A 19,199-nucleotide genomic window follows, 5' to 3' on the forward strand; every position below is an offset into this window, starting at 1 on the left:
GCGGAAATCGAACCAAACTCAAGGGAAGAGAGTCATGGCCGAATTCAAGACCGACATCGAGATCGCGCGTGCGGCGAAGAAGAAGCAGATCCAGGAGGTCGGTGCCAAGATCGGCATTCCGAGCGAGCATCTGCTGCCTTATGGCCACGACAAGGCGAAGATCTCGGCCGAGTTCATCGCCAATGCGCGCAAGAACAAGGACGGCAAGCTGATCCTGGTCACCGCGATCAACCCGACGCCAGCCGGCGAAGGCAAGACCACGACCACGGTGGGCCTGGGTGACGGCCTCAACCGCATCGGCAAGAAGGCGATCGTGTGTATCCGCGAAGCCTCGCTCGGGCCGAACTTCGGCGTCAAGGGCGGTGCTGCCGGTGGCGGTTATGCCCAGGTCGTGCCGATGGAGGACATGAACCTCCACTTCACCGGCGACTTCCACGCCATCACCACCGCGCATAACCTTCTGTCGGCGCTGATCGACAACCACATCTACTGGGGCAACGAGCTCGGCATCGACACCCGCCGTGTCGTCTGGCGCCGGGTGATGGACATGAACGACCGGGCGCTGCGCGAGATCAACTGCTCGCTCGGCGGTGTTGCCAACGGCTTTCCGCGCGAGGCCGGCTTCGACATCACGGTGGCGTCCGAAGTCATGGCGATCCTGTGCCTGGCGACCGACCTGAAGGACCTGGAAAAGCGTCTGGGCGACATCATCGTTGCCTATCGCCGCGACAAGACGGCGGTCTATGCCCGTGACCTCAAGGCCGACGGCGCGATGGCGGTGCTGCTCAAGGATGCGGTCCAGCCGAACCTGGTGCAGACGCTGGAAAACAACCCCGCCTTCGTCCATGGCGGCCCGTTCGCCAATATCGCCCATGGCTGCAACTCGGTGGTCGCGACCACCACCGCCCTCAAGCTTGCCGACTATGTCGTCACCGAAGCCGGCTTCGGCGCTGACCTGGGTGCCGAGAAGTTCTTCGACATCAAGTGCCGCAAGGCTGGCCTCAAGCCTGCCGCTGCGGTCATCGTTGCGACGGTGCGCGCGATGAAGATGAATGGCGGCATCAAGAAGGAAGAGCTCGGCAAGGAAAATGTCGATGCGGTGAAGAAGGGCTGCGCCAATCTTGGCCGCCACATCGAGAATGTGAAGCAGTTCGGCGTGCCGGTGGTGGTGGCGATGAACCACTTCGTCTCCGATACCGACGCCGAGATCTCGGCGATGAAGGACTATGTCGCTTCGATGGGTGCCGAGGCGATCCTGTGCAAGCACTGGGCCAAGGGTTCGGCCGGCATCGAGGAGCTCGCCCACAAGGTGGTGCAGCTCGCTGAGAGTGGTGCTTCGCAGTTCTCGCCGCTTTACCCCGACGAGATGAAGCTGTTCGACAAGATCGACACCATCGTCAAGCGCATCTACCGCGGCTCGGAGGCGATCGCCGACAAGTCGGTGCGCGACCAGTTGCACCAGTGGGAAGCCGCCGGCTACGGCCATTTGCCGGTATGCATGGCCAAGACGCAGTATTCGTTCTCGACCGACCCCAACCTGCGTGGCGCCCCTGTCGACCATGTCGTGCCGGTGCGCGAGGTCAGGCTTGCCGCCGGTGCCGGCTTCATCGTCGCCATCTGCGGTGAGATCATGACCATGCCCGGCCTGCCCAAGGCACCGTCGTCGGAAAAGATCTTCCTCAACGAACAGGGCCAGATCGAAGGACTGTTCTGAGGCGAAAGTTCTCTCCCAAGGCGCTCCAATCCACCCCTCCTGTCCCCCAGGCCCGGAGCGCCCTTTAAGGCCTGGCACCTCATGTGCCAGGCTTTTTTTTGCCACCTGCCGGGCCGCGCTCATGCGGCATGGTCTGGCTGTGCCGAACGTCTCGGCGAAAGGCAAAAAGTTGCCTAGCAGTAAAATTTCTTGCACTTGGATATTGCCCTAGCGGCAATTTTGAGTTCAAATGCCCTCAACAATGTCCGCCTCAAGGCAAGGCCGAGGGCGGAGAACAATATGGAGGAGTACCGGAAATGACAGCTTCATGGCGTTTTTCGACGTTGGGTGATCGCCACCGCGCGCTGGGTTCCAAACTGGAAGACTGGAGCGGCATGGGCACGGCCTGGTCTTACGACAAGGACGCCGACGAGGAGTACCTGGCGATCCGCACCAAGGCCGGCCTGATGGACGTCTCGGGCCTCAAGAAGGTCCACATCACCGGCGCACACGCCTCGCACCTGATCGACCTGTGCACCACCCGCGACGTCGAGAAGATCTACCCCGGCAAGTCGGTCTATGCCTGCATGCTCAACGACGCCGGCAAGTTCACCGACGACTGCGTCATTTACCGCATCTCGACCAACTCCTGGATGGTCGTGCACGGCTCGGGCTCGGGCCATGAGGAACTGACCCGCGCCTCGATCGGCCGCGATGTCTCGGTCCGCTTCGACGACAATCTGCACGATCTGTCGCTGCAGGGCCCGCTCGCCGTCGACTACCTCGCCAAGCACGTGCCTGGCATCCGCGACCTCAACTACTTCCACCACATGCAGACCCAGCTGTTCGGCCTGCCGGTGATGATCTCGCGCACCGGCTACACCGGCGAGCGCGGCTACGAAATCTTCTGCCGCGGCCAGGACGCTGGCAAGATCTGGGACACCATCGTTGCCGAAGGCAAGTCGATGGGCATCATCCCGACACGCTTCACCACGCTCGACATGCTGCGCGTCGAGAGCTACCTTCTGTTCTACCCGTACGACAACTCGCAGAAGTACCCGTTCGCAAATGAAGGCCCTGGCGATACGTTGTGGGAGCTCGGCCTCGACTTCACCGTCAGCCCCGGCAAGACCGGCTTCCGCGGCGCCGAAGAGCACTACCGCCTCAAGGGCAAGGAACGCTTCAAGATATTCGGCGTGCTGCTCGACAGCGACAAGGCAGCTGACGAAGGTGCCGAGATCTACCGCGACGGCAAGAAGGTCGGTGTCGTGACCTGTGCGATGTATTCGCCGCTGGTCAAGAAATCGATGGGCATCGCCCGTCTCGACGTCGATTGCGCCATCGTCGGCACGCCGCTCGAGATCCGCAACGCCAGCGGCACGGTCAAGGCAACGGCACAGTCGCTGCCGTTCGACGACCCGAAGAAGCTCAAGCGGACTGCAAAGGGCTGAAACCTTGGACAGCGCACCGGTGAAGACGATCCTCAGTCGCCCGGTCTACGGAACATTGTCACCGCAGGCCGGCAAGAGCCATCTTCTCGTAGCGGACGCCGAAGGGGCGTCCGCGATCCTGGACCTGGCGAAAAAGACGCCTGACGACTTCTTCGCCAACGCCCACATCATGTTCATACCGGGCCGGACCGGAGACAGCTTTCAGGCGTCGCTGAAGGCGTTGAAGCCGGCCCAGTATTACGAGGGTCCCTCGATCGCGAGTGCACTGCCGCGGCTGCGGCAGACGCTTGCCAACGCCCATATGGGCCTGCGCATGTATCTCGCCGGCACCGAAGGGCTGATCGGCCAGATGATGCAGGCAGCGCTCGAAGCCGGCATCGACCATGCGTCGATCCAGACCGAGCACCGCGGCTCGTGGGCGCGCCGCATCCAGTGCGTCCACTGCAAGGGCATCACCGAGAACGTCACCACCCAGCCGGCGACCTGCTCGCATTGCGGCCTGCTGCTGCTGGTACGCGATCACTACTCCAGGCGCCTGGCAGCCTTCCAGGGCGTCTGCATCAATGCCGAGGATCCGACCGAGGTCCCTCAGAAAGAGGAGATTTTCCGGTGAGCGCGGGAACAACCAAGCTGAACGTCACCGTGACCGAAGTGGTCGCGGTCAATGAACTGGTCAAGCGGTTCCATTTCGAACGCAGCGACGGCGGCAACCTGCCGACCTTCTCCGGCGGCGCCCATGTCGTCGTCGAAATGCGCGACGGCGACGTAACCAGGCTCAACCCCTATTCGCTGATGAGTTCGCCAATCAGCACGCGCGACTACACCATCTCGGTACGCCGCGACGATGTCGGCCGCGGCGGCTCGCTGTTCATGCACAACCGCGTCAAGCGCGGCATGGACATGGTCATCAGCTATCCGGTGAACCTGTTTTCGCTCGACCTGCGCGCCAAAAAGCACCTGATGATCGCCGGCGGCATCGGCATCACGCCGTTCCTCGCCCAGACAGCACAGCTAGCGGCGTCGGGCGGCAATTTCGAACTGCACTACACTTGCCGCTCCGAAGCACTCGGCAGCTACACCGAGGTGCTGCGCGAGCGTTATGGCAACCGGGTCAACCTCTATTACGACGAGCATAACGAGCGCATCCCGCTCGACCGGCTGCTCGCCACGCAACCACTGGGCACGCATATCTATGTCTGCGGCCCCGCCGGCATGATCCGCTGGGTGCGCGATACGGCAGCAGCCCATGGCTGGCCGGACGAGACGGTGCATTTCGAGCATTTTGCGGCCCCGCAACCGGGGGCGCCGTTCGACGTCAAGCTGGCGGTCAGCGGCCTGGAAATCCGGGTCGGCGAACAGCAGAGCCTGCTCGAAGCGATCGAGGCGGCGGGCGTCGACCCGCCCTATCTGTGCCGCGGCGGCGTCTGCGGACAGTGCGAGACCAACGTCATCTCCTATGACGGTACGTTCAAGCACAACGACCACTGGCTGAGTGATGAGGAGCACTGCTCAGGCAAGAAGATCATGCCATGCGTCTCGCGTTTCGAGGGCCGCTCGCTGGTTCTGGAACGGTAGAACATCCCGGGGCGTGCACCGCTCTGGAAGAGGGAGGAATTGATGGGAATTAACTTCAGGAAAGAAACGTTCCGCGACGATTTTACCTTCAGGAACAGTCCGGAACAGGTCAGGCGGTTTCCCTTCCCCTATCACGAAGACGCCTACATGTACTCGGTCAACATCGAGCCGCATGTGACCGGCCCCGAAGGCAGCGTGTTCGAACACCTGATCGATGTCGACGAGCATTATGTCTCCGAGATGCAGGACCGCGCCATGGTGCTGGCGGAAGATCCGCTGCGCTGCCAGTCGCTGCCGCACATGACGCTGGCCGGCTGGGACCTGCTCGAACTGCTGATGACCGAGATGGCGGAAAGCTATCCCGAGCACTTCACGCTGACGCGCGATGGCGACCGCTGGCGCTGGATCAATCGCCCGCTTGGCATCGACGACACCTTTACCTTCGGCGACGTCTCGACCCTGCCCTACGGGCCGATGGAATACATCACCCGGCAGAGCCAGGGCGACTACTGCATCCTCGACCAGCGCGACGGCAATCTGTGGATGGATGCCGGCATGATCACCACCCAGGCCGACTGGTCGCTCGATTTCGACATCGGCATGAACTTCTTCGAATGGCATGCACCGGTGCCGCTGGCGCATGAAAAGGGCATCTTCACCCGTGCCCTGAAATTCCTGACCAACATCCAGCAGGGCAAGCCGGCGCGGCGCCTCAACTGGACCATGACGATCAACCCGCGCCTCGATACCAGCCCGGAAAACTTCCACAAATGGGGCGGCGACCGGCTGACAGTGACGCCGGAGAATGTCGGCCAGAAGGTACATCTGCGCGTCGAGCTGCAGAGCTTCTGGCGGCTGCCGCGCTCCAACGCGCTGGTCTTCCCGATCCGCTGCTACCTGCTCAAGATGGACGAACTGGTGACCGTGCCGAAATGGGCGCGCCGCTTCCACCGCGTGCTGCGCGATCTGCCGGTCGAACTCGCCGAATACAAGGGCCTGACCCGCTATCGCCAGACCACCGTCGAGTGGCTGTCGAAATATGACGACGGCGCACCAACCTCGCCCGGCTTCAGCCCGGATTAGGACCTGAAGGAATTGGAGTACCATAGCGCCGCGTGTCCCTGGATACGCGGCGCTATATGCTTATGTAGGCAAGTCACTTTCCTTCGTCCGCCTTGCCGACACAGGCGCCTGCCTTCGGTCGCCGGCAAAGAAAGCCCCGCCATTCCGCGATAGCTCGCTTTCGGTAAAGGCCCGCAGGATGCTGCCTTGCCCGTTAGCCGCCGCGCGGAATGCTTCGTCGAATTGCACCGCAAGTTCACTATCTTGCTTGTGCAGCAGACGTGGGACCCACTTGCCCTTTCCTGACCATACGCCTCGACCCAGCAACGTGAGATCGGCAAGCGGCTGATAAAGGCTGGCCGAGATCGCACGGATTTCGGCCGCGGTGCGATCGCCGCGCAAGTCCTCCATGAGATCCGTTATGATGTAGCGAAGCTCTTTGCTTCGCGCATCGGCCAGCGAACCCGGTCCCCTCAGCATACGCTCGGCCGCGTCTTGCTTGAGGGCTTGTGCCAGCCCTTCATCGTCTCCGACCTGCTGTCCCTCGGCCACCATATGAGCCAGAACGGGGTGGCCGTTGCGCGCATCCTCGTCCATGAACCATGCCAGTGTCGAAGGGTCATGGACAAAGGCTTCGACAGGGAAGCCCCCTTGAACGAATGGCTCCCGCCATGCGGCGTCCAAGCGATCGAAGACAACGACCAAATCGACATCCGATGACGTCGTGCCTTGCCCGCGCATGATCGACCCCGCCACAAACGCGCAGGCGGCCCCGGAATATCGCTGCCTCACGATCTCCCTGGCGATTTCCAATACGCCTTCTGCCGCAGGTTGCACAACCTCTCCTTGTTCGAAAATCGAATCTCAAGGAATAGACGTCATGCGCAGAGGTGGATCAAGGCCGGCAGCTCAGTCGCCACTCGACCCTTGCGGATAGGAGATGATGGAGAGGTAGCGGATCGGCAGCCGCGTCAGCTCTTCCGGGCCGTGCGGGGCATCGGCGTCGAAGAACAGGCTGTCGCCCGGTGTCATGCGATAGAGGTTGCTGCCGTGGCGGTAAACGACCTCGCCCTCCAGCATGTAGAGGAACTCCATGCCCTCATGCTGGAACATCGGAAACACGTCGGAATCTTCCGACAGCGTGATCAGATAGGGCTCGACCACGACACCGGCGGTGTTTGAGCCGATATGGCCAAGCAGGTTGTATTGGTGGCCGGCGCGGGTGCCGCGGCGTTCGACGTCGACACCTTCACCGGACTTGACGAAGACCGCGTTGCGCTCCTCCTCGAAGCGCCGGAAAAACGCCGTCAGCGGCACGCCGAGCGCGCGCGACAATGACTGCAGCGTGGTCAGCGACGGCGAGGTGATGCCGTTTTCGATCTTGGACAGCATGCCGAGCGAAATGTTGGTCATCGCCGCGAGGTCGGCGACAGTGATGCCGAGCTTCTTGCGGAAGGCGCGGACCTCGTGGCCGAGCGCCACTTCCAGCACTTTTTCGGGCGTGTCGCGGACCGCGTGCGGGTCCTGGTGGAGCGGCGATGGCTGCGCTTTCGCCGCTATTGCGGCTGAAGCCCTCTTGCCGTCGGCAGTCAAAACGGCTGACAAACGGTCTTCTTTCACGCAGCTATCCCTCGTTGCAAAAACTCACAAATCCACCAGTTCACCCATGGTAAAATTTCTTTACAAAAGATTCAAGAGCCTGCCGATCAAACTGTAGGCAAAATGCATACCGAAACGGCAGGCTGCAGCGAAAAACCATTCCGCAGCAAAGCCTTGTCACCGTTGCGAGGCACGATCAGCTGACCAGACCCGGCTCGCTGATTTGATTAGGCCCCTCCCCCCATTCGATTGATTTACAGCGGCACCGGAGCGCGCGAGACTCCCGGCTCGTGCAATCGAATGTTGCAAGATGCATCAGCGGAGGAACTGCCATGAGGTCTGCCAGTTTCGCCAGTGGCGCCATTGTCGCCCTGGCTCTCGTCTGGAGTGCCGGCCCAACCATCAATACCGCCAGGGCTGAGGAGCCCAGCAAGGCGGAACTCGACGCCGCGCGCCAGGCCTTGGAAAAGTACCAGGATCCATACGTAGCTATCCGCGACCTCTATCTTTCGACGGTGGGCTGCGTCCACTACAGCGGCGAAAAGATCGAAGGACGGATGGAGTATCCAAAAGGCGCGATGGGCGTCCACTTCGTCAATCTCACCGTGAAGGGGCCGCCCGACCCCAGCAAGCCCAATGTACTTATCTACGAACCTGACGCTGACGGAAAACTTCACCTTGTCGCGGTCGAGTGGCTTGTTCCGCTGGACGCGGCAAAGGAGCGGCCAACAGTGCTAGGCCAGCCTTTCCAGGGCCCGATGGAAGGCCACGAACCCTTGATCCCCAAGGAGTTCGTCCACTACGACCTGCACGCCTGGCTGTTCAAGGACAATCCGAACGGGATGTTCAGCCCGACAAATCCCGATGTAAAATGCGACGGCTACCCGTTCAGCCTGCTGGAGGAGCCGACCAAGATGGTGCATCATTGAGGACTGGCGCCGTCAAGGCGACCTGTAGCGCCGCCGCATTCAGCCTGACTGCGCGGTCGCAATCGGTGCCTCGATCTCTGCCCGCCCCACCAGCGCGCCATGATGGCCGATGACAGCGGCCGCAACGTCGGCGGCGAAGCCCGCCGCCGCGTGGTGGTCGCCGGTCTGCAGGTAGTTGGCGAGGAAGGCGCCGTTGAAGCCGTCGCCGGCGCCAGTTGTGTCCAGCACCTTCGTTGCCGTGGCTGCGGCAACGAAGGACTGCTCGCCATCGAAGCTCAGCGTAATGCCTTCCGCGCCGTTCTTGACGACCAGCTTGCTTGCGCCCGCGGCACGATAACGCGCGATCGTCGCCTCGACCGAGGCATCGCCAAAATGCGTTGCCTCGTCCTCGAAACTCGGCATGACCAGGGATGAGGCTGCAGCACCTGATGTGATCGTCCGACGCATGGTCTCGGCATCGTCCCACAATCGCGGCCGGATGTTGGGATCGAAGGCCACGAGCTTTCCGGCTGCCTTGGCACGGCCGAGTTCGCCCAGGAGCGTTGCGACCGCCTCGGGTGCGAGGATCGCCAGCGTGATGCCGGAAAAGAAGATCACCTCCGAGGCGTCGATGGCCCCGCGCAGGGCATCGCTATCGTCGGCCAAAAGCCGCGCCGCCGAAGCCGAGCGCCAGTAGGAAAAGCTGCGCTCGCCTTCCTTGAGATGGATCATGTAGAGGCCGGGGCTGCGGCCCGGCACGCGGCGGATGAAGCCGGTACCGACGCCTGTGCCTTCAATGAAGGCCAGCATCTCTTCCGAGATCGTGTCTGTGCCGACAGCGGTGAAATAGTCGACCGGCCTTGCCTCGGGCAGGAAGGCCCTGACGTAATAGGCCGTATTGAAGCTGTCGCCGGCAAAACCCTGCTTGAGCAGCCCGCCCTCGGCCTGCCTGAGTTCGACCATGCACTCGCCGATTGCTAGAACGCGTCCCGCCATGCCCCTACGGCCAATCCTGATTTCTGTGGTTGTCCGCGAGCTTGATCGTCAGCGCTGGCCGGCGGCCCGGATGCCGGCGTGTTCGTCGTCAGCCGTGTGGCCGAGACGGCTCGACAGGTCGGCGGCAGCGTCGAGCAGCGTCTTGAGATAGCTCGCGTGGTTCTTGAGGCCATCCTCGCGCGGCGCCACCAAGCACAGTGTCGCTACGCAGATGCGATCGGCCTGGTAGACCGGCACGGCAAAGCAGTGGGTGAAGGTCTCGACCGCGCTGTTGAAGGTGTAGTAGCCGACGCGTGCCGCCTCGCGCACCTCTGATATGAACACCGCCGGGTCAAGCCACTGGCCGTTGGGCAGACGGAAATCGTCCTTCGGAATGAAATCGAGGATTTCCTGATCGCTCATATGCCCAACCAGCAGGCGGCCGGATGCCGTCCACGGGATCGACACCGGATCGCCGACATTCGACGAGATGCGGAACGGGCGCAGCCCCTCCTTCATCTGCGCAACCGTGTATTTGTTGCCTTCGAGCAGGCACATCTGCGCCGTCTCGCGCGTCTCCTCGGCAATGTGGGTGAGCAGCTTGTCACATTCGCGCATCAGGTCGAACTGCTCGGAATAAGCAACGCCGAGGAAATAGAGCTTGCGGCCGAGGAAGACCCGGCCATCCTCGCCGCGATACTCCAGGATGCCCTGGCGCATCAGCAGATTGACCAGTTCGTAGACCGAGGAACGCGGCGCGCCGATGCCTTGCGCGATCTCGTTGGGGCGCAGCGGCTGGCGCTTGAGGCGCAGGAAGTTCAGGATCTCGAAGGCGCGATCGAGACCGCGCGCGCGCCTGTTGACCATGTCGTCCGATACGTCGTCCATGTGCCGCCTCTTCCGGCAAATCGCCGGCAAAAACCTTATTCCGTCACGGCGCCTTGTAGGCGACGCAGTCGATTTCGACTTTGCAATCGACCATCATACTCGACTGTACGCAAGCGCGGGCCGGCGGATGGTCACCGAAATACTCGGCATAGACGCCATTGAACGACCAGAAGTCGCGGGGGTCGTCGAGCCAGACGCCGACGCGCACGATGTGCTCCAGCCCATAACCGGCCTCCTCGAGAATGGCGATGACGTTTTCCATCGTCTTGCGCGTCTCGGCAATGATGCCGCCGCCGACGATCTCGCCGTTCTCCATGGCGACCTGGCCGGACACGTAGAGCCAGCCATTGGCCTCGACGGCACGGGCGAAAGGCAATGCCTGCTTGCCCGCCCCGGTCTGGCCGGTGCCGTAGCGCTTGATCGTCATGTCTATTCTCCGAATGCTAGTTGAAGGTTGAAGTCTTGAGGAATTCCGCGAGCCGCTCGGTCTGCGGCTTCAAGAACATCTCGCGCGGGTTGCCCTCTTCGCCGATGCGGCCCTGGTTCATGAAGATGACGCGCGACGACACCTCATAGGCAAAGCGCATCTCGTGGGTAACGAGCAGCATGCTCATGCCGTCTCGAGCGAGGTCCTTGATGACCTGCAGCACCTCGTTGACCAGTTCGGGGTCGAGTGCTGAGGTCACCTCGTCGAACAGCATCAGCTTGGGGTTCATGGCAATCGCACGCGCAATCGCCACGCGCTGCTGCTGGCCGCCGGAGAGCTGACTCGGGAAGCGGTCGCGGCGTTCGGCCAGGCCGACGCGGTCGAGCCATTTTTCGGCGAGGCCGCGCGCCTCGTCGCGGCGCATGCCCTTGACCTTGACTAGGCCAAGCATGACGTTTTCGGCCGCACTCATATGCGGAAACAGGTTGAACTGCTGGAAGGCCATGCCGGTCATCGCGCGCTGGCGGGCGATTTCCTTTTCCTTCTTGCGGCGACGGGTGCCGCCCGTCGTCTCATAGCCGATCTCTTCACCGTCGATGCAGATCGAGCCGCCCTGGAATTCCTCCAGCATATTGATGCAGCGCAGCATGGTGGTCTTGCCGGAGCCTGAAGAGCCGATGATCGAGATGACGTCGCCCTGCGCCATGGTGCAGTCGACACCCTTGAGCACTTCGACTTCGCCGTAGCGTTTGTGCAGGTCGCGGATTTCGAGAAGGTTGCCGGTCATGGTTGCGGCCTCACGAGGGGATCGAGGTTTTGCGCTCAACGTAGCGGCCGAAACGCTCGATGCCGTAGTTGACGACGAAATAGAGGAAGCCCGCGAAGAAATAGAATTCGAGGCTCATGAAGGTGCGCGAGATCAGTTCCTGTGTCCTGAGCAGCAGTTCGGCGACGCCGATGATCGACAGAAGCGTCGAGGCCTTGACCATCTCGGCGGCGGTATTGACCCAGGCCGGCAGCACCTGGCGCAGCGCCTGCGGCCCGAGCACATAGGCAAAGGTCTGAGGGAAAGTCAGGCCGATCGCCTTTGCCGCCTCGGTCTGACCCTTGGGGATCGACTGCAGCGCACCGCGCACGATCTCGCCGACATGCGACGAACAAAACACCGCAAGCGCCAGCACGCCGGCCTGGAACGGGCCGAGGTCGATGCCGATGGTGCCGAGCACATAGTAGCTCGCCAGAACCAGCACCAGCACCGGGGTGCCGCGGATGAAGTCGGTATAGCCGCGCACCAGCCAGCGCAGCGGTCTGTTGCCATAGGTGAGCGCGAGACCGACGCCGATGCCCAAAATGGTGCCGACCAGGATTGCCAGGACCGAGATGGAGACGGTGACGCCGATGCCCTTGAGGATCGGGATGCGGGCGAGCCACAGCGTTTCAAAGAATGTCACGAGTTCCATGGCGATCACCGGGGAATGGACATGCGCCGCTCGAGCTGGCGCAGCAGGGCTGCGAGCACCGAGCAGGTGACGACGTAAAGACAACTGGCGACGATCCATGTCTCAATGACGCGGAAGGTCTCGACGTTGATCTTGCGCGCCTCGAAAGTCAGCTCCGGCACGGCGATGGCTGCGGCCAGCGAGGTGTCCTTGAACAGCGAGATCAGCGTGCTCGACAGCGACGGCAAGACGTTGCGCAGCATCAGCGGCATGACGATCGAGTTGCGGATCTGCGACTGCGTCAAGCCGATGGCGAGCCCCGCCTCCTTCAACCCGTTGGGCACGGCGAGCAGGCCGCCGCGGAACACTTCGGCGAGATAGGCGCCCGAATAGAGCGCCAGCGTCGCCACGAAGCTTTCGATCTTGCCAAGGCGAATGCCGAGTTGAGGCAGCGCGAAAAAGGTGAACAGCACCAGCACCAGTATCGGCGTGTTGCGGATGATGGTGACGTAAATGCGCGCGGGATGGCGCAGGGCGCCTTGCTTTGACAACAGACCGAAGGCGGTGATCAGACCAAGCACGCAACCGATGGCAATCGCCACGAAGGCGAGCCCCAGGCTGAGAGCCAGGCCCCAGAGCAGTTGGTCGAAGCTGCGCCAGACCGCCGAGAAATTGAGCGTGTAACCCATGGTGCCGTCAGGTTCCGATCAGAAGAATTGGCGCGGCCGTCTTGGCCAGGGGCCGCGCCACTTTTGGCGAGCTTACTTGTACTCGACCGGGAAGCCGATCTGCGGCGGCGCCAGTTCCTTGCCAAACCAGGTCTTGTAGGAATTGGCGTAGAAATCGAACTCGACGCCGGTCATCGCCTCATGCAGGGCGGTGTTGACGAAGTTCAGCCAGTCGTGGTCGCCACGCTTGACGCCGCAGGCATAGGTCTGCGGGTTCCAGCCATAGCCGGCATCCTTGTAGCGGTCGGGGTTCTGCTTCATGTACCAGGCCAGCGAAGACTGGTCGGTGGCCACCGCGTCGGCGCGGCCAGATTCCAGCGCCTGATAGATCAGGTCGACGGATTCATACTGGTCGACCTTCGCCTCTGGCAGTGCGGCATGCACCATCGCCTCGGCATAGACGTTCTGCAGCACCGAGATTGTGACGCCCGAGCCGGCGCCCTTCAGCGCCGCATAGTCGGCATATTTGCTGTCGCCCTTCAGCATCAGCCCGACGCCCTCGCGATAGTAGGGAATGGTGAAGGCGATCTGCTGGGCGCGCTCGCCGGTCACGGTCATGAACTGGCAGGTCAGGTCGACCTTGTCGGTGGTAATGTTGGGGATGCGGGCATCCGACGACTGGTTGACGTATTCAATCTTGTCGGGGTCGCCAAACAGCGCCTTGGCAACGATGCGGCCCATGTCGACGTCAAAGCCCTGCAGCTTGTCGTCGGCGCTCTTGAAATGCCACGGCGCATTGGTGCTGCCAGTGCCGAGCACCAGATGCCCACGCGCCAGAACCTCATCGAGCCTGCTTTGCTTTTCCTGCGCACCGGCAGGCATTGCGCTCATCAGCGCGAGTGCGGCCACGGCCGCTGACAGATACGCCTTCATCTCACCGATCCTCCCTGGAAAGATATTTCCTCTGTCCATTATTGTGGACATATGTCCTTAATAACGGATTGACGTATCAAAGTGCACGCGGCATTATTTGTCAAGCGCTTCGGAGACAGGGCCGACGCTTCGTTTTTGGAGGCAGAGGCATGTTCGACAAAATCCAGACACCCGCGGTGCTGGTGGATATCGATGTGGCCAGGCGCAACATCGAGCGCTTCCAGGCCTATGCCGATAGCCACGGGCTCAAGGTCCGGCCACACATCAAGACGCACAAGCTGCCGGCCATCGCCGAGTTGCAGCTCGACGCCGGTGCTGTCGGCATCACCTGCCAGAAGGTTTCGGAAGCGACAGCGATGGTCGCCGGCAGCGACCGCATCAGCGACGTGCTGATCACCTACAACATCCTCGGCGAAGACAAGCTGGCCGGGCTTTTGGAGCTGTCGCGCAAGGTGCGGCTGGCTGTCGTCGCCGACAACGCAACCGTGGTCGACGGGCTGTCGGCGGCCTTTACGGCTGCAGCTGCAACGCTCAATGTCTTTGTCGAATGCAATACCGGTGCCGACCGTTGCGGCGTCGCCTCACCCGAGGCAGCAGCCGACCTGGCATCATATATCGCCGCCGCGCCCGGCCTGCATTTTGCCGGGCTGATGACCTATCCGCCGGTCGGCGGCGCGGCCAAGGTCCAGGCTTTCATGACCGAAGCCAAGACGTTGATCGAGGCGAAAGGCATCGCAGTGCCAGCCATCACCACGGGCGGCTCGCCCGACCTGATGTCGGCACATCTGGCGCCAATCGCCACCGAGTACCGGCCCGGCACCTATGTCTACAACGACCGCTCGCTGGTCACGCGTGGCGTCGCCGCATGGGAAGACTGCGCGCTGACGGTGCTCGCAACCGTCGTCTCGGTGCCTGCGCCCGACCGCGCCATCATCGATGCCGGCTCAAAGACGCTGACCTCCGACCTGCTCGGCCTCACCGGACACGGCCATGTGCTCGGCCGGCCCGACATATCAATCGACCAGCTGTCCGAGGAACACGGCCGGCTCAGGACCGACGGCGACATCAACCTGACCGTCGGCCAGCGCATCCGCATCGTGCCTAATCATGCCTGTGTCGTCACCAACATGGTCGATGGCGTTTACGTCTACGGCAAGGACAAGGCGCCGGAGCTGTGGCCGGTGCCGGCGCGCGGCAAGATCGTCTGAACCGCGCTGCCAAGAAAAGGCCTCCCGAACCCGGGAAGCTTGTTTGTTTTTCTGGCCGACGTCGATTAGCGGACGACCAGCACCGGTACCTGGCTGTTGGTCAAGACGTCCACGGTCTGGCTGCCGAGGATGAGGCGTCCGAGGCCGCGACGGCCATGCGAAGCCATGACGATCAGGTCGCAGCCGTGATCTTTGGCGATCTGGTTGATCGCTTCGGCCGCCCACATCTCCTCGACATGGACAGCTTCGGCATTGACGCCGAGCTTTTCCGCCTGGGCCATGGCGGCATCCAGCACCTTGGCGCCATACGCCTCGCCGGCCCTCTGGTAGGCAACGATGTCCTCGGCGGTGGCGACCGGGCCATACATGCCGGCCGAAGCGAAGATCGGCGCCGGCTCCGAAACGTTCAGCACTGTCACCTTGGCACCCAGCCCCTTGGCCAGGCTCAAGCCATGATCGAGGCCCTTTTGCGCCAGCTCGGAACCGTCGGTGGCGATGAGAATATGTGCATACATCAGGCTGTCTCCATGAGCTTGGCATCGATTCAAGCCACCAGAGTCAACAGGACGCCACGCCGGGTCAAGGCAAAGCCGTGCCAAATCGAATGGGGCAGCGCCCGCGGACAGCCGGAAATCGCTTGACCGTTATATCGGCCTAAACATAACAATGCGCCCATCGTTATATTTGACTGAATATATCCACCTTCATCATTTACCCGGACAAATGCCATGAAACGCCGTCATTTTCTGCTTTCGCTCGCAACCATGGCTACGGCCCTCAACGGCTTTGCCACGCTGGCAATGGCCGAGGAGCGCATCTTCACCGATGCCGCCGGCCGCAAGGTGGCGCTACCCGCAAAAATCACCCGCGTCATGGCAGCCGGCCCGCCTGCTTCGGTACTGCTCTACTCGGTGGCGCCGGAAAAGCTCGTCGGCTGGGTGCGCGAGTTCAAGGACAGCGAGAAGGATTTCATCGCGGCCCCCTACCGCGACCTGCCGGTGCACGGCCGCCTGACCGGCAAGGGCAACACCGCCAATCTCGAAGCCGTCCTGGCAATGAAGCCCGATGTCATCCTCGACGTCGGCACGGTCGATGCGACCTATGCCTCGCTCGCCGACAAGGTGCAGGAACAGACCGGCATTCCTTACGTGCTCATCGACGGCACCTTCGCCAATTCGCCGCAGTCGCTGCGCCAGATCGGCGAATTGCTGGACGAAAAGGAACGGGCCGAAAAGCTCGCCGCCTACACCGAAGCGGCGATGCAGCGCCTCGACAAGGTCGTCGCCGGCATTGCCAGCGACCAGCGACCACGCGTCTATTATGGCCGCGGGCCCGAGGGACTGGAAACTGGCCTCGCCGGTTCGATCAACATGGAAGTGCTCGGCGCCGTCGGCGCGACCAATGTCGCCGAAGCCGCCGGCAAGGGCGGGCTCGCCAACGTCTCGCTCGAACAGGTTCTGTCTTGGAATCCGGATGTCATCCTGACGCTCGACCAGACGTTTCAGAAGTCGGTGCTGTCAGATCCGTCCTGGGCCAACATCAAGGCGGTGAAGGATGGTCGCGTGTTCCGCGCCCCATCCCTGCCCTTCGGCTGGTTCGACGCACCTCCCGGTATCAACCGTGCCATCGGTGTCGCCTGGCTGACGTCGGCGCTCTACCCCGGCAAGTCCGAAATCGACCTCAAGGCCGAGACGCGCGACTTCTACAAGCTGTTCTACCATGTCGATCTCTCCGATGAGCAACTCGGCAAACTGCTTGCCGACACCGGACCGAAGTCCTGAGGCTCGACCGGAAGCCGATCGCTTGTCGCACCACCGCAACCTTCTGTGCGCCGGGCCGATCTCGATCGGCGCGCTGGCGGTACTGCTCGTGGCCGTTGTTCTGGCCGCTATCCTGACCGGAAAGTATCCGGTGACACTGGGCGACATCCTTGCCGTCGTTGTCTCCAAGGCGACCGGCAGCCCGAGTGGCGTTGCCCCGAACGTCGAAACGGTGATCTGGAACGTGCGGCTGCCGCGGGTCGGCGCCGGCATCCTCGTCGGCGCATCGCTCGCCGCCGCCGGCGCCGTCTATCAGGGCCTGTTCCGCAACCCGCTGGTCTCGCCTGATATCCTGGGGGTTTCCGCCGGCGCCAGCTTCGGCGCCGTTACCGGCATCTTCCTGTCGCTGTCGGTGCTCGCCATCCAGGGCCTCGCCTTTGTCGGTGGCCTAGCGGCAGTCGCGCTCGTCTACGCCATCGGCTCGGTGGTGCGTGAGCGCGACCCGATCCTCGTTCTGGTGCTCGCCGGTGTCGCCATCGGCGCGCTGCTCGGTGCCTGCGTGTCGCTGCTCAAGGTCCTGGCCGATCCCTACAACCAGTTGCCGGCCATCACCTTCTGGCTGCTTGGCAGTCTCGCGAGCATCAACCGCGCCGACCTTCTGTCCATCCTGCCCGCCGTCATTGTCGCTCTGGTGCCGATGGCGTCGTTGCGCTGGCGCATGAATCTGATGACGCTCGACGACGAGGAGGCGCGCGCGCTGGGCGTCGAAACACGCTGGATCCGCATCGTCATCGTCGCTGCAGCGACCCTGATGACTGCCGCCGCCGTCTCTGTCTCGGGTATCGTCGGCTGGATCGGCCTTCTGGTGCCACATGTCGCCCGCATGTTCGTCGGTCCCGATTTTTCGCGACTCTTGCCGACCTCGATGTTGATCGGTGCTGCCTACATGGTCGGCGTCGATACGCTCGCCCGCAGCATCGCTGCAATCGAAGTGCCGCTCGGTATCCTCACGGCAGCCATAGGCGCGCCGTTCTTCCTCTATCTGCTTTTGACGACCGGGCGAGGCTGGCAATGATGCTTCAGGCAACCGATCTCGCCTTCGGTTATGGTCGCGCCAAGGTCGGCCAGGGTGTCACGCTGTCTGTCGACCGTGGCGAAGTGCTGTGCCTGCTCGGGCCCAATGGCTGTGGCAAGACCACTTTGTTCAGGACCCTGCTCGGCCTGCTGCCACGCCAGGGCGGCAGCCTTGAGCTCGGCGGCAAGGACATATCAAGCTTTTCGCGGGCGCAGTTCGCGCGCCGCATCGCCTATGTCCCGCAAGCCACCGGCGCCTACTTTCCGTTCTCGGTGTTCGACGTCGTGCTGATGGGCCGTGCCAGCCGTATCGATACCTTCGCCTCGCCGACGATGGCCGATCGGGCGAAAACGCAAGACGCGCTGGTGGTGCTCGGCATCGGCCACCTCGCCGCCCGGCCCTTCACCGACATCAGCGGCGGCGAGAAGCAGATGACGCTGATCGCTCGTGCGCTCGCCCAGGAGCCCGAGCTGATCGTCATGGACGAGCCGACGGCAAGCCTCGATTTCGGCAACCAGGCGCGGGTGCTCACCCGCATCTCCAGCTTCGCCGCTTCCGGCATGGCAGTGGTCATTTCCACCCACGACCCAAGCCATGCCTTTGCCTGTGCCAGCCGCGTCGCGTTGATGCAATCAGGCGCGCTTGTCGCCATGGGAAAACCCGCCGACGTGCTGACACCCCAATCGCTGCAAGCTCTCTATGGCGTCGGAGTTGCAGTGGCCTATCTCGAACAGGTTGGACGCCACGTCTGCACCCCAACCCTCAACGAAAGGAACACGCCATGAAGGTCAGCGCCCGCAACCAGATCAAAGGCAAGATCGTCGAAGTGACCAAGGGTGCGACCACCTCGCATGTCCGCATCGACATCGGCGGGGCCATCGTCACCGCTGCCATCACCAACGAGGCCGTCGACGACCTCAAGCTCGCTGTCGGCAAGGACGCCTATGCCGTCATCAAGGCCTCCGACGTCATGGTGGCGGTCGACTGAGCATGGACCGTGAAAACGAAATCCGCGACGGCGAAGCCGCCGTCGCGCTACCAGCCCAACATGACGCCGGCGTCTACTTCATCGGTCGCATCCACACGCCATGGACGTCACGTCTGATGACCCCGCGCCAAGGCCGCGCCGACGGCCCGATCTGCCACATCGAGATCTTCGAACCGTGGCAGGCCGCCGTCGACGGTGTCGAACAATTCGCCCGCCTCGAAGTGCTCTACTGGTTGCACCAGTCACGACGCGATCTCGTCCGCCAGAGCCCGGCCAATGACGGGACGTCGCGCGGCACCTTTGCCTTGCGCTCGCCGGTGCGGCCCAACCCGATCGGCACTCAGATCGTCGAACTGGTCGGCGTCGAGGGCAACGTTCTTACCGTGCGCGGTATGGACTGTCTCGACGGCACGCCGCTGGTCGATCTCAAGCCCGACCGGAGCTTGTTCAAGCCGATCGCCCCGCCGCAGCCCGGCGATTTCGAGACCGGCTAGAGCATGATCCCGAAAAGTGGGAACCGGTTTTCGGCAAAGATCATGCTCCAACAGGA

The 19,199-nt window shown here is 62.7% G+C and carries 22 protein-coding genes; 12 read left to right on the top strand and 10 right to left on the bottom strand.

The genetic code is table 11. From position 1 onward, the window contains the following. The first annotated feature begins 34 nt into the window (after positions 1-34). The 5 genes from ACHMW7_RS25110 to ACHMW7_RS25130 all read left to right on the top strand — a co-directional run bounded on the left by ACHMW7_RS25110 (position 35) and on the right by ACHMW7_RS25130 (position 5,802). Positions 35-1,714 (top strand): formate--tetrahydrofolate ligase, encoded by a 1,680-nt coding sequence (locus ACHMW7_RS25110; RefSeq protein ID WP_395448129.1) that lies wholly within the window; start codon positions 35-37, stop codon positions 1,712-1,714. A gap of 296 nt (positions 1,715-2,010) precedes the next feature. Continuing rightward, positions 2,011-3,144 (top strand): aminomethyltransferase family protein, encoded by a 1,134-nt coding sequence (locus ACHMW7_RS25115; protein WP_395448130.1) that lies wholly within the window; start codon positions 2,011-2,013, stop codon positions 3,142-3,144. Positions 3,145-3,163: 19 nt separating this feature from the next. Continuing rightward, positions 3,164-3,757 carry a dimethylamine monooxygenase subunit DmmA family protein gene (locus ACHMW7_RS25120; RefSeq protein ID WP_395448131.1) on the top strand — a complete coding sequence of 198 codons (594 nt, stop codon included), beginning with the start codon at positions 3,164-3,166 and terminating at the stop codon, positions 3,755-3,757. Beyond that, the gene (locus ACHMW7_RS25125) at positions 3,754-4,719 is read left to right on the top strand and encodes a PDR/VanB family oxidoreductase (protein WP_395448132.1); all 966 of its coding nucleotides are present in this window, start codon (positions 3,754-3,756) and stop codon (positions 4,717-4,719) included. Before ACHMW7_RS25120 ends, ACHMW7_RS25125 begins: the two co-directional genes overlap by 4 nt. Before the next feature lie 42 nt (positions 4,720-4,761). Beyond that, positions 4,762-5,802, top strand: a complete 1,041-nt coding sequence (locus ACHMW7_RS25130) for a heme-dependent oxidative N-demethylase family protein (protein ID WP_395448133.1) — start codon at positions 4,762-4,764, stop codon at positions 5,800-5,802. Between the two features lie 60 nt (positions 5,803-5,862). Here ACHMW7_RS25130 and ACHMW7_RS25135 read toward each other — a convergent pair whose 3' ends face one another. Next, a complete protein-coding gene (locus ACHMW7_RS25135) occupies positions 5,863-6,618 on the bottom strand; it encodes a nucleotidyltransferase domain-containing protein (RefSeq protein WP_395448134.1) in 756 nt (251 codons plus the stop codon). A gap of 72 nt (positions 6,619-6,690) precedes the next feature. Then, positions 6,691-7,374: a helix-turn-helix domain-containing protein gene (locus ACHMW7_RS25140; protein ID WP_395451435.1), complete on the bottom strand. Its 684-nt coding sequence runs from the start codon at positions 7,372-7,374 to the stop codon at positions 6,691-6,693. A gap of 338 nt (positions 7,375-7,712) precedes the next feature. On the opposite strand from ACHMW7_RS25140, the gene ACHMW7_RS25145 reads away from it, so the two are divergent. After that, on the top strand, positions 7,713-8,309 hold the full coding sequence (locus ACHMW7_RS25145; protein ID WP_395448135.1) for a hypothetical protein: 597 nt from the start codon (positions 7,713-7,715) through the stop codon (positions 8,307-8,309). A gap of 39 nt (positions 8,310-8,348) precedes the next feature. Here ACHMW7_RS25145 and ACHMW7_RS25150 read toward each other — a convergent pair whose 3' ends face one another. The 7 genes from ACHMW7_RS25150 to ACHMW7_RS25180 all read right to left on the bottom strand — a co-directional run bounded on the left by ACHMW7_RS25150 (position 8,349) and on the right by ACHMW7_RS25180 (position 13,618). Further along, positions 8,349-9,284: a sugar kinase gene (locus ACHMW7_RS25150; protein ID WP_395448136.1), complete on the bottom strand. Its 936-nt coding sequence runs from the start codon at positions 9,282-9,284 to the stop codon at positions 8,349-8,351. Positions 9,285-9,332: 48 nt separating this feature from the next. Then, positions 9,333-10,151 (bottom strand): IclR family transcriptional regulator, encoded by an 819-nt coding sequence (locus tag ACHMW7_RS25155; RefSeq protein ID WP_395448137.1) that lies wholly within the window; start codon positions 10,149-10,151, stop codon positions 9,333-9,335. A 43-nt stretch (positions 10,152-10,194) separates the two neighbouring features. Further along, the gene (locus tag ACHMW7_RS25160; RefSeq protein ID WP_067965357.1) at positions 10,195-10,578 is read right to left on the bottom strand and encodes a RidA family protein; all 384 of its coding nucleotides are present in this window, start codon (positions 10,576-10,578) and stop codon (positions 10,195-10,197) included. 16 nt (positions 10,579-10,594) lie between these two features. Beyond that, on the bottom strand, positions 10,595-11,365 hold the full coding sequence (locus tag ACHMW7_RS25165) for an amino acid ABC transporter ATP-binding protein (RefSeq protein ID WP_395448138.1): 771 nt from the start codon (positions 11,363-11,365) through the stop codon (positions 10,595-10,597). Positions 11,366-11,375: 10 nt separating this feature from the next. Beyond that, on the bottom strand, positions 11,376-12,038 hold the full coding sequence (locus ACHMW7_RS25170; protein WP_395448139.1) for an amino acid ABC transporter permease: 663 nt from the start codon (positions 12,036-12,038) through the stop codon (positions 11,376-11,378). A gap of 5 nt (positions 12,039-12,043) precedes the next feature. Then, on the bottom strand, positions 12,044-12,706 hold the full coding sequence (locus ACHMW7_RS25175) for an amino acid ABC transporter permease (RefSeq protein ID WP_395448140.1): 663 nt from the start codon (positions 12,704-12,706) through the stop codon (positions 12,044-12,046). Between the two features lie 72 nt (positions 12,707-12,778). Next, entirely contained in the window at positions 12,779-13,618 is an 840-nt protein-coding gene (locus ACHMW7_RS25180; RefSeq protein WP_395448141.1) for a transporter substrate-binding domain-containing protein, read from the bottom strand. Between the two features lie 149 nt (positions 13,619-13,767). Here ACHMW7_RS25180 and ACHMW7_RS25185 point away from each other — a divergent pair, with 149 nt between their 5' ends. Beyond that, entirely contained in the window at positions 13,768-14,826 is a 1,059-nt protein-coding gene (locus ACHMW7_RS25185; RefSeq protein ID WP_395448142.1) for a D-TA family PLP-dependent enzyme, read from the top strand. 65 nt (positions 14,827-14,891) lie between these two features. On the opposite strand, the gene ACHMW7_RS25190 is transcribed toward ACHMW7_RS25185, so the two are convergent. After that, positions 14,892-15,341 (bottom strand): universal stress protein, encoded by a 450-nt coding sequence (locus tag ACHMW7_RS25190; RefSeq protein ID WP_395448143.1) that lies wholly within the window; start codon positions 15,339-15,341, stop codon positions 14,892-14,894. A gap of 213 nt (positions 15,342-15,554) precedes the next feature. On the opposite strand from ACHMW7_RS25190, the gene ACHMW7_RS25195 reads away from it, so the two are divergent. Genes ACHMW7_RS25195 through tsaA form a run of 5 tightly spaced genes read left to right on the top strand, consistent with a single transcriptional unit; the run spans position 15,555 to position 19,143 of the window. After that, complete coding sequence (locus ACHMW7_RS25195) at positions 15,555-16,607, top strand: iron ABC transporter substrate-binding protein (RefSeq protein ID WP_395448144.1); 1,053 nt, start codon at positions 15,555-15,557, stop codon at positions 16,605-16,607. 22 nt (positions 16,608-16,629) lie between these two features. After that, entirely contained in the window at positions 16,630-17,661 is a 1,032-nt protein-coding gene (locus ACHMW7_RS25200; protein ID WP_395448145.1) for a FecCD family ABC transporter permease, read from the top strand. Continuing rightward, positions 17,658-18,446: an ABC transporter ATP-binding protein gene (locus tag ACHMW7_RS25205; protein WP_395448146.1), complete on the top strand. Its 789-nt coding sequence runs from the start codon at positions 17,658-17,660 to the stop codon at positions 18,444-18,446. Before ACHMW7_RS25200 ends, ACHMW7_RS25205 begins: the two co-directional genes overlap by 4 nt. Beyond that, on the top strand, positions 18,443-18,649 hold the full coding sequence (locus tag ACHMW7_RS25210) for a molybdopterin-binding protein (RefSeq protein WP_395448147.1): 207 nt from the start codon (positions 18,443-18,445) through the stop codon (positions 18,647-18,649). Before ACHMW7_RS25205 ends, ACHMW7_RS25210 begins: the two co-directional genes overlap by 4 nt. A 2-nt stretch (positions 18,650-18,651) precedes the next feature. Then, positions 18,652-19,143, top strand: coding sequence for a tRNA (N6-threonylcarbamoyladenosine(37)-N6)-methyltransferase TrmO (tsaA, locus tag ACHMW7_RS25215; RefSeq protein WP_395448148.1), 492 nt, complete (start codon positions 18,652-18,654; stop codon positions 19,141-19,143). The last annotated feature ends 56 nt before the right edge of the window (positions 19,144-19,199 follow it).

It is taken from the genome of Aminobacter sp. UC22_36, from assembly GCF_044056035.1.
Lineage (GTDB): Bacteria > Pseudomonadota > Alphaproteobacteria > Rhizobiales > Rhizobiaceae > Aminobacter.

Coding starts and splice junctions, on each gene's coding strand:
- ACHMW7_RS25190 (WP_395448143.1), bottom strand. CDS start 15,341: ATGTATGCACATATTCTCATCGCCACCGACGGTTCCGAGCTGGCGCAA.
- tsaA (WP_395448148.1), top strand. CDS start 18,652: ATGGACCGTGAAAACGAAATCCGCGACGGCGAAGCCGCCGTCGCGCTA.
- ACHMW7_RS25170 (WP_395448139.1), bottom strand. CDS start 12,038: ATGGAACTCGTGACATTCTTTGAAACGCTGTGGCTCGCCCGCATCCCG.
- ACHMW7_RS25165 (WP_395448138.1), bottom strand. CDS start 11,365: ATGACCGGCAACCTTCTCGAAATCCGCGACCTGCACAAACGCTACGGC.
- ACHMW7_RS25175 (WP_395448140.1), bottom strand. CDS start 12,706: ATGGGTTACACGCTCAATTTCTCGGCGGTCTGGCGCAGCTTCGACCAA.
- ACHMW7_RS25180 (WP_395448141.1), bottom strand. CDS start 13,618: ATGAAGGCGTATCTGTCAGCGGCCGTGGCCGCACTCGCGCTGATGAGC.
- ACHMW7_RS25185 (WP_395448142.1), top strand. CDS start 13,768: ATGTTCGACAAAATCCAGACACCCGCGGTGCTGGTGGATATCGATGTG.
- ACHMW7_RS25210 (WP_395448147.1), top strand. CDS start 18,443: ATGAAGGTCAGCGCCCGCAACCAGATCAAAGGCAAGATCGTCGAAGTG.
- ACHMW7_RS25110 (WP_395448129.1), top strand. CDS start 35: ATGGCCGAATTCAAGACCGACATCGAGATCGCGCGTGCGGCGAAGAAG.
- ACHMW7_RS25205 (WP_395448146.1), top strand. CDS start 17,658: ATGATGCTTCAGGCAACCGATCTCGCCTTCGGTTATGGTCGCGCCAAG.
- ACHMW7_RS25150 (WP_395448136.1), bottom strand. CDS start 9,284: ATGGCGGGACGCGTTCTAGCAATCGGCGAGTGCATGGTCGAACTCAGG.
- ACHMW7_RS25145 (WP_395448135.1), top strand. CDS start 7,713: ATGAGGTCTGCCAGTTTCGCCAGTGGCGCCATTGTCGCCCTGGCTCTC.
- ACHMW7_RS25130 (WP_395448133.1), top strand. CDS start 4,762: ATGGGAATTAACTTCAGGAAAGAAACGTTCCGCGACGATTTTACCTTC.
- ACHMW7_RS25115 (WP_395448130.1), top strand. CDS start 2,011: ATGACAGCTTCATGGCGTTTTTCGACGTTGGGTGATCGCCACCGCGCG.
- ACHMW7_RS25160 (WP_067965357.1), bottom strand. CDS start 10,578: ATGACGATCAAGCGCTACGGCACCGGCCAGACCGGGGCGGGCAAGCAG.
- ACHMW7_RS25195 (WP_395448144.1), top strand. CDS start 15,555: ATGAAACGCCGTCATTTTCTGCTTTCGCTCGCAACCATGGCTACGGCC.
- ACHMW7_RS25155 (WP_395448137.1), bottom strand. CDS start 10,151: ATGGACGACGTATCGGACGACATGGTCAACAGGCGCGCGCGCGGTCTC.